The sequence below is a fragment of the Peribacillus sp. SIMBA_075 genome, assembly GCF_046534585.1.
Map to the genome: position 1 here is coordinate 1 of NZ_JAWRYN010000022.1, position 13,153 is coordinate 13,153.

The window sequence follows — 13,153 nt, forward strand, 5'->3', positions numbered from 1 at the left end:
GTACCGAATGAGAATCGTCTTTTTTTAATTTGATTTACCGTACTAGTTAGAAAAACGTGAGTTTTTCAGCAGCCTCATTAAGAGAGGGGATTTTTTGGTGATTTCCACTACTTTTCAATATAGACCGAACGAATCAGCGTACGGGTTCTTTCAGGACCATTCATGCTTTTTTCCTTGACGTCAATTGTTACATTATAAACACCTGATTTAGGCACTTCTGGAAGGGTACCCGAAAAATTTTCGGTATCCATTTCCTGAATTGTGCTTTTTTCACTAATTTCTTTCCCGCTTTCATCTATTAGATGAAGCAGAAATGTTGTGCTGATTGGCCTTTTTTTATCATTCATCGGATTCTTAATGATAAATTTAGCATCTTTTTGCTTAACTTTACCAGCCATACTTAATGTAATCGGATTCTTTTCGTTAAATTGTGCCGTGAAAAGGTATGCATCTTTTGGTGATTTAGTCTTCATTCGCACTCTCCAGTCACCAATTTCAAGTTTATTCCTATTAAATGTTTGTATGGTAGCACCATTAAAAAAGGAAGTTTGATTTTTTGCAGATTGAACTTTTAAGGAAGGTCTATACTTTATATTAGATGGAGAAATCAATTCAACCTCGACATCATTTGTGGCAGTGTATATGGTTATATTACTTGGAGCTGCTTCATTTACATGGAAACTTTGTTCGTTCCAGACATTTTGTTGCAGGACATCTCCCAGGACAGTTTGCGAAAGAGCGGTTGTGATGACATCATCTTCAACGTTTTCTTTATAATTGACATTTAAACCAGGAATCCCAGCAATAGAAGTGCTTCTTAAATAGGGTTCAATCCTTGAAAATACAGCTGAACCTATTCGAATATTGTCGTGATCATAGTTGGGATCCGTAAATAAATGTGACGCGTAGGGTATTTTCGTACTCCATACATTCACTAAACCATCATTTTCTCCATATGAAGATAAATATTGTCCACCCATTGATAAAGCGGAAAGAACCGGCCCTCTATTCATACCGGCCACGGTGAAATACATATTTTTCCGGGAGTTAACATGGTTATCCGTGACAGAACGAAACTCCGCCATTTTACCAACCTGTAAAGAATAAGTTCCTTCATCTTTTTGGCCCAATAGGGAACCAAGCCAGCCCGCATACCAGCTATATGCCAAATCAGCCAAGTTGGAACCGTGATGAGGGGAAGCTAAAGTGATGACCCTTCCAACATATTGGTGTGCTCCAAAGTGTACTAGAGCCGCTTGGGTGTCTGGCCCCCCCTTGCTGTGAGCTATAATATTTACTTTTTCGCCCCCGAAATGGTTACTGATTTCTGCAAGCATTTGAGCTAGCAGCCTTCCGTTAGCATATTGGCTAACTGATCCATTTCCAGCAGAATCGTAAAGCTGTACAAAAACCGTTTGATAGCCCGCTTCATATGCCATAGTATACATATCATTGACACCGTGATAGTCCGTTTCACCGTACCAGCTGGCTGAATTGCCATTTTTACCTTGGACAAATACGATCGGTGGTTTATTTGGGTCAAGATTGGGAGGGGTACTTCCCAGAAACCAATCCCCTGGGTTGAAAGTTTCGGATGGAGGCTTCAATTTTCCCGCTGAGGAAAAGTTCGGCTTTGCCATAATTAATATGGTTAGTATGAGGACAAGAAAAACGACATAATTGATTACATTCCTTTTCAATTGTTATTCTCCTCCCATGGTATTTTTCGAATTCACCTATTATCAATGGCCTCCTTTACGGGTATCCTATATCATTCATTAGTTTATATTTGTACTTTTTCCTGCCATTACCTGCTAACTTCATAAAAGATGGGAGAAAAAAACTAGAAGAAAATTATAAATATAGAGATAAAGTATGAAGATGTTATAAAGAGTGCGCCTTGTAAAAAATCCAGGTTAGTTTGATGCCTACATGAGTTTATCTGGTTCACATCACTTCCTGAACGATTGGCTTCAGAAGAACTTATGAAGGATATGTTACTAGCGATTGCTAGTAAACACGAAGAAAAAAAGAAAACAAGCCCTTCTCCTGCAAAGGATAGAGGGCTTGACTTTCTTATGAACAACATTATTAATTTTTCCGTCGAATATGCCACTGTCCAATTGCCCCTAATCATGTTGTTTTGAAATCCGTCCTTTGTAAGAAATAAATCACAGCAATTGGCTGTCATAATAGAATTCCAGTATCAAATGGCTATTTTATACAAATGATCGATACATTTCACTTAAACAGGGTCTCATGATACTCCATCAAAATGTTTCACCCTGTGGGTGAGTCCATAACAATTGGGTCCGCCATCGAAGTACATTTCCATAAAAACAATACCAGCATGCCGATTCGGAGTTTGATTATTAACTCCGTTAAGCACTTACCCCTCCCCCATCATACCTGTATTTCACCCTGAGAACTGGATAATTGACTTCAGTGATAAGCTCATCCTTTCGATTGTACAGTTTGAATATACCGTTGTGTACGATAATATCCTCAATGATTTCTCCACGAATTTCCTTTCCAATCGCAAAGGTGCTAACAACAACTCCTACTGCAACTTCAATAGACCTAATTTCTCTTTCCACTTTTCTCACCTTCTTTCCATTCTCACTCGAATCATCATAACCATGAACTTTGTCCCTTGGCAGGTTAGGATTACTATTGATTAGATTTTTCATTCCAGGAATGGCTCTATAGTATGGACACACAATATCGATTGAACTTTCAACTACATTTGAAGTGTAGATGAGGGTCAAAAAAAATGATATCGTCGATGGAGAATCCTACACATTCAGCGAACATATACGCCTTATCGATTCGCAGAGGAATCTTATATTGCTCATAGTCAATGTAGGTTCTCTTGGCCATTTTTAGCACTTTAGCCATTTCCTCTTGGGTTAACCCTTTATACTTCCTCGCTTGTTTAAGTGTAAACTTAACGTTTGTCATACCTTGTCACCACCTATCTAAAAAAATGATATCACACTTGAAGTATAGTTACCAACGATTTTTTGTAAAATTCACGCACTTTAAGTTTACTCACTTTCACTCATAGTGTATATTCAAGTTAGAGGTGAAGAAATATGCACATTGGTGAAAGGATTAAAATGTTAAGAAAAGAGAGAAAAATGACACAAGAAGATTTGGCAAACATATTAAAAGTGGCCCCAACGGCAGTATCAGCATGGGAATCCGGACGGAATAAACCTTTAATGGATAAATTGAGCATGATATCCACATGCTTCGAAATCCCGCTATCCCACCTCATTGAAGGAGCACCTATCATTAGAAATGATCCTGCAATGGAATTTTTAAATGAAAAGAATGTCAGATTAATTGGTGTCTATGGAAATATACCTGCCGGGGAGCCTAACTTTACCAACGAATATATAGAAGCGTATATGCCGACGTTAAATTCCATGCTAAAATCGAATAAGGAATATTTTTTCCTTAGAGTAAAAGGCAACAGCATGAACAAAGAATTCAGTGACGGATCATTGATCCTCGTTGAAAAAACAACCTACGTCGACAGCGGAAAAATTGGTGTGGTCTTAGTAAATGGTCACGATGGTACAGTCAAAAAAGTGATTATCAATGAAGAAAACATCACACTCATCCCCTGCAGCACGGATCCTTTTTATGAAGAAAAAACCTATCATATCAAAAATGATAGAGTCCGAATTTTAGGAAAAGTGGTACAGGCGATTAAAATATACGATTAATACTCAACTCTAGGGTTTCATTAGCAAATTAGTGACAAGCTAAAATACATAGATTAATTCAATTCGTTAAGCCAAACATTTATCCACTTATACATATTAGGTACAAGCCATTTTGGTTTGTGCTTTTTAATATTATTTTATATGAGTGAATGCATTCGGCAACTAACTTCGCCCAGGACGCTTTTTTCAATCTCCTTTCTTTTTATGCAGACTAACCCAGCCAAGGTGCTCCTTTATTTTTCCCAGTAAATGTTCAACCACATAAGAAAAACCTTCTGTATTGGAAAATCTAATTTTCATTTTTCCATTCTCCTATGCCCTTACTTTCTATTCTTTGGTCCACAACCCCCTATAAGAATCGTATAATGGGTTGATACGTATTTGCCTCTGTAGCTCTAGCAGGGAAGAGCGCTGGAAAACATTGTAGCCACCGGGTCGCAAGGTAAGGGTTTCAGAAGCACCGAAAAGCAAATAAGCTGAGGCAGGTGGAATTCCGCCGGTGAAAATCCGTAGGGAAGCGTGTTCTCCCCTAACCTATGCTTATGAAAGGATTTGGGTTCGAATCCGTCAGGGGCTTGTTTCCATGATGAACTGTGATTTATATATACTGCCAAGCCAGGCTTGATGATTAAGATTGATCCCCCCCTTGTATCACGGGTTATAGCTTGTCCTTCCGTTAAAAAAGCGGTTCCCCTTATATGGCATACCATTCAAATTCCCCTTTTGCCTTCTGTGCAAATTTATGATTTCCTTTAGTGAAGAGGCTGTGGCCATCGCAGTCTTTCAATCTTTAATTTCCCCGTTTATCTGTTTTAGAATTGCTTTTTTATAATTCCCCAAAAAAACAGTTAGGGTGAAAAATATATTCAATATATTCACAAAGGCTTCCGCCATTATTGAAAGAATGGCGGAAACGGGAAAAGTCCCTCTCTTTTTAGAGAAGGACTACCTGCGTGATGTGCTTTCTGGAAGCTATAAATAATTTAACCAGTCAACTATAAATTATTCATTTCACCCGCAATTTCTGCTCTACGGTAATGGTGAACTGGCTGTCAAGATCGTTCCAATCCTTAATTTGCTGAACTGTACTGCCATATGCCCCGCTTAAGGAGTATACAGTGTCCCCACTAACGACAGTATGGTATACCGCTGTAATTTTCTTGGTAAGATTGAAGCATTTAACTATACCGTTTACATGTCCGCGAGCCAGTGTTTCAATAAAGGATGCCATTTTTAATTTGGCTGCGTCATTGATATTATCGATAAATCCATTTTCAGTCAGGAGTGCGGGCATGTCCGTTTCACGGAGCACATGTAAATCGCCTGTTTTTTGTCCCCTGTCTTGGAAGCTGATAAGCTTCATGACCTCTGCATGAATATGATCTTGATACGTTTTCGTTATCTGGTTGGTTGACGTATAAACGTAATCCTCATACCCAGTGCCTCCGCCAGCATTAATATGGATGGAGAGGTAGAAGTCAGCTCCCCAAGCGTTCGCTTGATTCGTCCGATCGTCTAAAGAGGGGTACGTATCTTGGGGCCTGCTCATTTTTATAGAAACGTTATTATATTCTATTAATAATATGTCTTTGATTCTAGTTGCAATAGATAAAGTTAAATCCTTTTCTCTCAATCCATTACCCACCGATCCTGAATCCGTACCGCCGTGGCCGGGATCAATAAATATTTTCACCATTTCACTCACCTCTATTAATCTTATGTTGCACATTACCAAATGCCTGTACACATAACTACCGGATTAAAGAAAATTTCATAATATTAGATTCGGTTTCCTCACTAGGACTACGGTTAACATGAAATGCGTTCTTCCTTTTCCCTAAAAAAACACCTCTCCTGGTGTTTCAGTCTGTAGACAAACTCGATTTTCATCGAGTTTGTCTACAGTTTTTTATGGCTTGGACAATTTGAACGTTGATTGGAATGTTGGGAACTCGCTTTCCGCGGGCGGTCCGCCCTCTGCTTGCGCCTGCGTGGTCTCCCATAGACGCGCTTTTCCCGCAGGAGTCACACACACCCGTTCCAATCAACTTTGTTATAAAATTTAGATAAAATCTCTTTTGCCTTCAGTCTTTTTTTTAAGATGGCAGGATTAAAACATTCCCTACAATGCACGAGAATCTTTTTGACTTCTTGAAAAAGCTATCTTCTATTATTTTACTTTGGTAAAATTGAACAATAACTTAAATCAAATAGAGGTTCCATAATATATGGAATTCACTAACCAGGTTCTTTTAAGGATGCTGATACATGGAAACAAATGAAATTAAGGATTTGGATAATGTTATGACCGAGACCTAATCCCGTGAAATGGACCTTTATTCAAATTTACAAAAAAAGGTTAACAACTTCATTCATACTTTCGTTGAAGGGGATTTCATTACAGAATCAATCACTCCAACTTCTATGTTTATTTGGTAAAAAATCATCTGACTTTTTACCAATAGAACAAGCAACACAAAAACAAAGGTTTTATAAAATGGCATGGTGTGGGGAAACGGTGAATTAAATGAAGGGGAAGTCGATGATATCCATTTTGCTGCACCATTGAATCCTTTGATGGTTGATGTGAGGTTATCGGAACGGCAATCGATATCACCGAAAAAAAAGAAGTGAAAGCAGAATTCGAGAATTGGAAAAATTAGCGGCTGCAGGTGAATTGGTGCTGGAATAGCCCATGAAATCCGAATCCTTTGACTTCCTTAACCAAATCATCAGTGAACGGATACATGATGCAAGCATCCTAGAATATCTTGGGATCATGGTGGTGGAACTGGATAGGATTAATAACATCGTTAATGAATTTATATTTATAGCAAAACCTGATGAAACCATTAAAATCAGTAGAAACAATATTTACTCCATCATAACGAATATCATTAAATTCATGGAACCACAGTGAAATTTAAGGCATCCGGTTTATTTTTGAATCCAAACAGCCTCCCTTAAGGCAGTATGTGATCAAAACCTAATGAAACAGGTGTTGATTAACCTTATACAAAACTCTTTTGAAGCAACTGATGAAGACAGTGATGATATAAAAAGCCTTTTTAAACGTTACAGGTGAAAAATTGATGAATGTTTGAAACGGATGTAAAACTGTCCTTTATTCCCATTGGCTGTCTTTCCACTCATTTAAGCTGCTTAATAATCTATATTAGAATGATTTTGGGCCAACAGCAGCTGAAAATTCCTTTTCGCAATTGCATCCCGCACAATATGGATTCTTCTTTCCCTATTGTGCTATTTTTTTCTCTTTTTATAGTGGGTACTTCTTAAAAGATGAAAAAGGCTGTTTTCACATACTATGTTGCTATTTACCAGGTAGTGAGTTGTGGTTGATTTCCACTCCAGATGCTCGCTTTCCTTGGTGCGGGCGGTGAGCCTCCTCGGTGTAAACGCCTGTGGGGCCTCACCTGTCCCGCTGCTCCCGCAGGAGTCTCGCACTTCCGCTCCAATCAGCCTTAAATAGTTTCGTTTTAAAAACAACAATCTTTACGAAAAGAGCCATGAAAAAAAAAGTGTTTGAACGCTAATATTGATATCCCATCTATAATGTGAACTTAAACGCCTGAACATTGTCCGGAATTTTAAAAGGAGAAGACGTATGAAAAATGAATATGGTAAGTTTGAACAATTGGTTCAAAAGTTGGATCCAGGCATCAAACTCATTCGCGCATGGGAATTAAAAGGCGGAATTTCTGCTCAGGTGACAGGACTTGAAATGTTACAATCTACAGGGAGGATCATAAGGATGATCGTTCGTCAGCATGGTGATAATGACTTGAAACGGAATCCGAATATTGCGGCAGATGAACACAGGCTCTTAGGGATATTGAAGTCTGCGGGTTTGCCTGTACCGAAGCCTTATTACATCGAGCAATCCTGTGAGGTTTTTTCTAGGCCATGTTTACTTATCGAGTTTATTGAGGGCAAGCCAGATTTTACCCCCTCAAATCTTAATGATCATATCTTACAATTGGCAATCAATCTAGCAAAAATCCATCATGTTGATTGTGCGAAGCTACCTTTATCTTTCCTCCCTAAACTAGAAAATTCATATGGAGAAATGTTAGATAGTAAAGATGGGGCAATCCTGGAAGAAACCTTAAATCTGAGCTTGATTAGAGATTTGTTAAAATCATACATGCCATTACGCCCAATGAATAAGGAAGTGATCCTTCACGGTGATTATTGGCCAGGAAATATATTATGGAAAGAAGATAAACTAGTTTCTATAATTGATTGGGAAGACTCAGGCTTAGGGGACCCTTTGGCTGACCTTGCCAATAGTCAACTCGAGATTTTATTTCATTTTGGAATGGATGCAATGAGTGACTTTACCATTCAATATAAATCCATGATGCCGGAGTTGAATTTTACAAACTTACCCTTCTGGCAATTATTTGCCGCATTACGATTATCTGATTTTCCTGAATGGGGCTTGGAAAAAAGCAAGGAAAATACCTGGAAGAAAAGACACAAGTCATTTGTTCGTCAAGCAATTAACCAAATTCGTTTAAATTAATGTATCTTCAATTTTTTTAATATGAGTGACAGATCTGATATGCCTATGAACTTTTGATAAAGGCATTTATACCAGTCCCTTTATCAACTTTTTTCATAAACTAACAATGACTTCCAAAAAAATCCAGGAGGTGTTTAAATGTATAATAAGCCCTGGGGGCATCCGAAAGGCGGTCAATGTCCACTACAATATTGCCCACCTCATAGAATCCCTACTCAGTATAATCCACCTCAAATCCCCCCGACAAAGCAATATGTTAAAACTAATGTCATTAACACTGTGATTCCGGTTTTTCACCCGACACATACAACTACCGTGAATAAACATTTCACCACATATATACCGCATACCCGAAGTATCGTGAAAGAGTGTTATACCCAAAGCTTTGTTTGCGGAGTTCCTCAATCCCCCAGTTTTTCGAGGAGAATGTTAAGATATTAATTTAAAAAACCCCGATTCGGGGTTTTTATTAATTCCTTCCATCAACCTTTGAAATTTGACATTCAAAGGATTTACAACTGTCTAAATGCAAACTCCCTATATTTTTTAAAGTGTTGTTTCTTATAAAACTCTTTTGCATCAGTGTTTTCAAACCAATAATCCAGTTCAATTAAATCTATATCATTCTTTTTCGCAATTTCATATATCTTATTCATTAGTTGCTTACCGTAGCCCTTTTGGGTTTGACTTTCAGCGATACTAAGCTGATGCACATATACTGATTTATATTCATTTTTAAAAGCACTTTCTGGATAGTTTTTAATTTCAATCCATGCATAACCGATCGGTTCTTCATATTCTTTTAAAAGAAGAAAAACAAAACTTTTATTTTCAACCAAACTTTTGAAAGTTTCTTTCATTGCACTATAATTATATTCCTTAAAATACTTAGGATATAGTTTGGCATGCAGGCTGTGGACATTTTGATTTAATTTTGCAATTACTTCATGATCCCGGGTTTGACTAACATACATAATAATCCCCCTGTCTATACAATGAAACATTCATTATTTAATATAAATTCCATGAAAGAAGTTCACCCTATCATAAGCATTTAATGAACTTAATTCGGCAAAATCCCTAAAAGTTCCTGTTTGACTTTCTTATATTACGAGCCTTTCAAAAGGAAAGATCAGCCCAGTAGCCTTCGATTTAAAGAAAAGTCTCGCAGGCAATGCATACAAACTGATTCTCTTAATCTTACTGGTATACGAGATGGCCCATCAAATGAAGAGTAACTAGAGTAATGGATGCGCTTGGCAGCAGCCCTGGTATTATTCAATATAAGAAAGACTATCTTGACGTTTTTTTAACATAAAGGAAGTTTGTTCTCATTATTATCCGAACTGCTTCTAAACAATCTGAAATGGCTTATTATATAACTTTCCATATAGGATAAGCCTAATATTGTGGAACATGATAGGATATATCCTGATACGGTAAGGATTATTAGACTGGATATAGGTGGTTTTAGTTTAATTAGGGGGCCTTTGGATGTTAAGATGCTTGGTGAAGAAATAATGAAAATATTGGAGGAGTTCATCTTGAATCCATATGCATATTTGGCAATAGCCATCATAAGTGAAGTGTTTGGCAGCTCGATGTTAAAAGTATCAAACGGATTCAAAAAGTTATTCCCTTCAATTGCTGTTGTAATTGCAATGGGTTTGGCTTTTTATTGCCTGTCTTTATCTCTTAAAACAATTCCACTTGGAACGGCTTATGCTATATGGTCGGGAATAGGTACTGCTTTAACTGCATTAGTGGGAGTTATCGTTTATAAAGAAGGCTTTAACCTGAAAAAAATTTTAGGTTTAGCCCTAATCATTGGCGGAGTGGTTGTTTTGAAACTCTCCAGTGGCGACGCTCATTAATATTTTGAGGAACGGAGGTAATTATATGAAAGGATACATAGCTTTAGGAATATCAATCATAAGTGAAATATTTGGCACAACCATGCTTAAGTTATCTGAAGGATTCACTCATTTATTCGCTTCATTTGGGGTCATTATTGGATTCGGAATCGCATTTTATAGCTTATCCGTATGTCTTAAAACAATTCCGTTAAGTTTGGCATATGCCATTTGGGCAGGAATCGGCACAGCTTTAACTGCATTAATAGGCGTACTATTATGGAGTGAGCCATTTAGTATCACTACATTAGGAGGCTTAGTATTAATCATTGGTGGAGTGGTTTTACTAAATGCTTCCCATACTCCCAAACAAGCAGAAGGATCGTCAAACTAATGGTTTGCGATTCCTCCTATGTCTATAAGAAAAACACGATACCTTGAAATGCATTAGAAAAGGCCGCCTGCGCGACCTTCCCTTTTAAATGGAGCTGAGTTTCATGAATCAGTCCTTCAATTGAATTTAATTTTTACAGACTTTTTTTCATGATAACCTATTTGTTTTTTCATTTCCTCCTTAGCTTGCCAGCATATTTCTCAGGGTTTCACCAAGTCCGTCGAGCAAAGTCCGTGAACTTGAATTTATCGGGTCTATGCCTGGATTCGCTATACTGAAACAAGCTTCCATCAATTAAATGAACCGTACTTTTCACTACTGCCACCATATCGTAGTCTTCTATGTCCAATAATTGTTTATCTTCTTCACTGCATGGCTCCACAGTAATTTCCTTATTGGAAAAACCAATCTGGAGCCCGAGTTCCTTTTCGATATATCCATAAATCGAATCCTCACAAATTTCCCTTGTCAGATTAGTTACGAACCCACTATTGAAATAGTCTTTGTCCAGAATGATTTTATTCCCATTGATTTGCCGAACCCGGAACACTTTCCACACTTCCTCACCTTCAGTTAAGTCAAGAAGCTTGATTATGCTTGTGTCCGGGGACTCAAGCTCCATGGTATGGATGATCGTTTTGGAATGCAGATTCAACTTTTCCACCATTTCTTTATAGGAAATCAAGCCTGCTACAGGAAAATTAAATTTGCTGAAATCCAATACAAAGGAACCCTTGCCTTTGATTTTATGGATATACCCATTTTGTTCAAGCAATTGCAAGGACTTTCTTACAGTATCCCTGGAGATGTCATACTCTTCCATGAAGCTGCTTTCGGAAGGAAGCTTTGAATTTGTCGGAAAGGTTCCTCCTTCAATTTTTGAAACGATATCACCATATAGTGATAGGTATTTGCTGTTCATTTCATCACCACAATATATTTTTGTTAGTCTGCTACTCGTCCTTTTTCAACAAATAGACAACCGATTCATAGGGACGAATGATAATGTCATCTGCAAAGTCTTTCGAATCGATATAGTTCGAGAGTAGGAGCTCTGACTTGAATCCGGATAGGTCTGCATCTTTTGGAATTTCGAAGGGCACTTCATTTGCATAAAAGTTATTGATGACCAAAAGTTTCTCGTCTTCATGACTGCGAACATAAGCGAACAATTGGTCATGGTCGCCAAGAATTTCCTGGTAGTCCCCATATGCAATGATATCATGTTTCTTCCGTAAAAATATAAGTTTTTGGTAATGATGAAAAATGGAATCCTGATCCTTCAGTGCGTGTTCTGCGTTGATTACTTTAGCATTATCAGGCACTGAAATCCATGGTGTCCCTTTTGTAAAGCCTGCGTGCTCCGTATCTTCCCACTGCATGGGAGTTCGAGAATTATCACGGGATTTAGTTTGAAGAATTTCGATTATTTCCTTTTCATCTTTGCCTGCCTCTTTTAAAATATTATAATAATTAATCGATTCCACATCCCGATATTGTCCAATATCATTGAATTTCGGATTGGCCATCCCTATTTCCTCCCCTTGATAAATATAAGGGGTTCCCCTAAGCATATGAATGGCTGTTGCCAGCATCTTGGCAGACTCCTTATGATACTCTTGATCATTCCCAAACCTGGATACAATCCTCGGCTGGTCATGGTTGCACCAGAACAGGGCATTCCATCCATTTCCTTCTTGCATCCCATACTGCCAGCTGCTTAGGATCTCCTTTAACTGTCTGAAGTCAAAATCTGCAAGTGACCACTTTTCCCCATCCTTGTAATCCACCTTTAGATGATGGAAACTGAATACCATGGACAGCTCCTTTTCAACTGGAGATGAATATTTGATGCAATGGTCAATGGTCGTCGATGACATTTCCCCTACAGTCATCACCTCTACATCCTTCCCAAATGTTTCTTCATTCATCTCTTTAAGGAATTGATGAATTTTGGGACCATCTGTATAAAAGCATCGTCCATCTCCATCATTGTCATTTTCATAGATGTCAGGTTTCGAAATAAGATTGATCACATCCAAACGGAATCCTTTAACACCTTTATCCATCCAGAAGTTTACTACATTGAAGATTTCCCGCCTTACTCTGGGATTTTCCCAATTAAGATCAGCTTGGGTCCGATCGAACAAGTGAAGGTAGTATTCATCATGTTCCGCTAGATATTCCCATGCAGGGCCTCCGAATTTCGAAATCCAATTAGTAGGGGGCTCTCCATCTTTCGATTTCTTAAATATATAATAGTCCTTATATTCTTTCTCTCCAGCCAATGCTTTTTGGAACCATTCATGCTCTGTTGATGTATGGTTGAATACCATATCCAGCATGATTTGGATATCCCGCGAATTAGCTTCCTTTACCAATCTTTCGAAATCATCCATCGTCCCGAAAACAGGATCAATGGATGTATAATCCGCTACATCATATCCATTATCATTCTGAGGTGAACGATAAAAAGGGGTCAGCCAAATATAATCTACTCCGAGTATGTTCAAATAATCAAGTTTTTCAATAACGCCATTTATATCCCCGATGCCGTCACCGTTCGAATCCTTAAATGACTTCGGATAAATTTGATAGATGGTACTTTTTTTAAAATCCTTCATTG

General features: G+C 38.0%; 14 protein-coding genes. 7 read left to right on the forward strand and 7 right to left on the reverse strand.

Annotated elements, in window-relative coordinates:
- Positions 1-107 precede the first annotated feature (107 nt).
- From SB775_RS16155 to SB775_RS16165, 3 genes are all read right to left on the reverse strand, one after another.
- A complete protein-coding gene (locus tag SB775_RS16155; RefSeq protein WP_410862277.1) occupies positions 108-1,640 on the reverse strand; it encodes an esterase/lipase family protein in 1,533 nt (510 codons plus the stop codon).
- Between the two features lie 741 nt (positions 1,641-2,381).
- The gene (locus tag SB775_RS16160; RefSeq protein WP_410862191.1) at positions 2,382-2,690 is read right to left on the reverse strand and encodes a hypothetical protein; all 309 of its coding nucleotides are present in this window, start codon (positions 2,688-2,690) and stop codon (positions 2,382-2,384) included.
- Positions 2,691-2,736: 46 nt separating this feature from the next.
- Positions 2,737-2,961: a helix-turn-helix transcriptional regulator gene (locus SB775_RS16165; protein WP_061462697.1), complete on the reverse strand. Its 225-nt coding sequence runs from the start codon at positions 2,959-2,961 to the stop codon at positions 2,737-2,739.
- A 134-nt stretch (positions 2,962-3,095) separates the two neighbouring features.
- On the opposite strand from SB775_RS16165, the gene SB775_RS16170 reads away from it, so the two are divergent.
- Positions 3,096-3,734, forward strand: a complete 639-nt coding sequence (locus SB775_RS16170; protein WP_089364973.1) for a LexA family protein — start codon at positions 3,096-3,098, stop codon at positions 3,732-3,734.
- Between the two features lie 1,006 nt (positions 3,735-4,740).
- Here SB775_RS16170 and SB775_RS16175 read toward each other — a convergent pair.
- A complete protein-coding gene (locus tag SB775_RS16175; RefSeq protein WP_410862193.1) occupies positions 4,741-5,430 on the reverse strand; it encodes an N-acetylmuramoyl-L-alanine amidase in 690 nt (229 codons plus the stop codon).
- An 806-nt stretch (positions 5,431-6,236) separates the two neighbouring features.
- Between SB775_RS16175 and SB775_RS16180 the strand changes: the two genes are divergently transcribed.
- The 4 genes from SB775_RS16180 (at position 6,237) to SB775_RS16195 (ending at position 8,721) form a co-directional block, all read left to right on the forward strand.
- Positions 6,237-6,368, forward strand: coding sequence for a hypothetical protein (locus SB775_RS16180; protein WP_284149567.1), 132 nt, complete (start codon positions 6,237-6,239; stop codon positions 6,366-6,368).
- Between the two features lie 61 nt (positions 6,369-6,429).
- The gene (locus SB775_RS16185; protein ID WP_410862195.1) at positions 6,430-6,654 is read left to right on the forward strand and encodes a hypothetical protein; all 225 of its coding nucleotides are present in this window, start codon (positions 6,430-6,432) and stop codon (positions 6,652-6,654) included.
- 705 nt (positions 6,655-7,359) lie between these two features.
- The gene (locus SB775_RS16190; protein ID WP_410862196.1) at positions 7,360-8,280 is read left to right on the forward strand and encodes a phosphotransferase family protein; all 921 of its coding nucleotides are present in this window, start codon (positions 7,360-7,362) and stop codon (positions 8,278-8,280) included.
- A gap of 138 nt (positions 8,281-8,418) precedes the next feature.
- Complete coding sequence (locus SB775_RS16195) at positions 8,419-8,721, forward strand: CotD family spore coat protein (RefSeq protein WP_289320578.1); 303 nt, start codon at positions 8,419-8,421, stop codon at positions 8,719-8,721.
- A 71-nt stretch (positions 8,722-8,792) separates the two neighbouring features.
- Here SB775_RS16195 and SB775_RS16200 read toward each other — a convergent pair whose 3' ends face one another.
- Positions 8,793-9,254, reverse strand: a complete 462-nt coding sequence (locus tag SB775_RS16200) for a GNAT family N-acetyltransferase (protein ID WP_289320579.1) — start codon at positions 9,252-9,254, stop codon at positions 8,793-8,795.
- 570 nt (positions 9,255-9,824) lie between these two features.
- Here SB775_RS16200 and SB775_RS16205 point away from each other — a divergent pair.
- Together SB775_RS16205 and SB775_RS16210 are read left to right on the forward strand one after the other, a co-directional pair.
- A complete protein-coding gene (locus SB775_RS16205; RefSeq protein WP_061466043.1) occupies positions 9,825-10,154 on the forward strand; it encodes a DMT family transporter in 330 nt (109 codons plus the stop codon).
- A 25-nt stretch (positions 10,155-10,179) separates the two neighbouring features.
- On the forward strand, positions 10,180-10,527 hold the full coding sequence (locus SB775_RS16210; RefSeq protein WP_289320580.1) for a DMT family transporter: 348 nt from the start codon (positions 10,180-10,182) through the stop codon (positions 10,525-10,527).
- A gap of 208 nt (positions 10,528-10,735) precedes the next feature.
- Here SB775_RS16210 and treR read toward each other — a convergent pair whose 3' ends face one another.
- Both treR and treC read right to left on the reverse strand, forming a co-directional pair.
- On the reverse strand, positions 10,736-11,449 hold the full coding sequence (gene treR, locus SB775_RS16215) for a trehalose operon repressor (RefSeq protein ID WP_061462682.1): 714 nt from the start codon (positions 11,447-11,449) through the stop codon (positions 10,736-10,738).
- A gap of 31 nt (positions 11,450-11,480) precedes the next feature.
- Positions 11,481-13,151, reverse strand: coding sequence for an alpha,alpha-phosphotrehalase (gene treC / locus SB775_RS16220; protein ID WP_410862199.1), 1,671 nt, complete (start codon positions 13,149-13,151; stop codon positions 11,481-11,483).
- Between the last annotated feature and the right edge of the window lie 2 nt (positions 13,152-13,153).

Excerpts from the sequence above, each read along its gene's own strand:
- SB775_RS16155 (WP_410862277.1), bottom strand. The coding sequence starts at position 1,640 with ATGGCAAAGCCGAACTTTTCCTCAGCGGGAAAATTGAAGCCTCCATCC.
- SB775_RS16160 (WP_410862191.1), bottom strand. The coding sequence starts at position 2,690 with ATGAAAAATCTAATCAATAGTAATCCTAACCTGCCAAGGGACAAAGTT.
- SB775_RS16165 (WP_061462697.1), bottom strand. The coding sequence starts at position 2,961 with ATGACAAACGTTAAGTTTACACTTAAACAAGCGAGGAAGTATAAAGGG.
- SB775_RS16170 (WP_089364973.1), top strand. The coding sequence starts at position 3,096 with ATGCACATTGGTGAAAGGATTAAAATGTTAAGAAAAGAGAGAAAAATG.
- SB775_RS16175 (WP_410862193.1), bottom strand. The coding sequence starts at position 5,430 with ATGGTGAAAATATTTATTGATCCCGGCCACGGCGGTACGGATTCAGGA.
- SB775_RS16180 (WP_284149567.1), top strand. The coding sequence starts at position 6,237 with ATGGTGTGGGGAAACGGTGAATTAAATGAAGGGGAAGTCGATGATATC.
- SB775_RS16185 (WP_410862195.1), top strand. The coding sequence starts at position 6,430 with ATGAAATCCGAATCCTTTGACTTCCTTAACCAAATCATCAGTGAACGG.
- SB775_RS16190 (WP_410862196.1), top strand. The coding sequence starts at position 7,360 with ATGAAAAATGAATATGGTAAGTTTGAACAATTGGTTCAAAAGTTGGAT.
- SB775_RS16195 (WP_289320578.1), top strand. The coding sequence starts at position 8,419 with ATGTATAATAAGCCCTGGGGGCATCCGAAAGGCGGTCAATGTCCACTA.
- SB775_RS16200 (WP_289320579.1), bottom strand. The coding sequence starts at position 9,254 with ATGTATGTTAGTCAAACCCGGGATCATGAAGTAATTGCAAAATTAAAT.
- SB775_RS16210 (WP_289320580.1), top strand. The coding sequence starts at position 10,180 with ATGAAAGGATACATAGCTTTAGGAATATCAATCATAAGTGAAATATTT.
- treR (WP_061462682.1), bottom strand. The coding sequence starts at position 11,449 with ATGAACAGCAAATACCTATCACTATATGGTGATATCGTTTCAAAAATT.
- treC (WP_410862199.1), bottom strand. The coding sequence starts at position 13,151 with ATGAAGGATTTTAAAAAAAGTACCATCTATCAAATTTATCCGAAGTCA.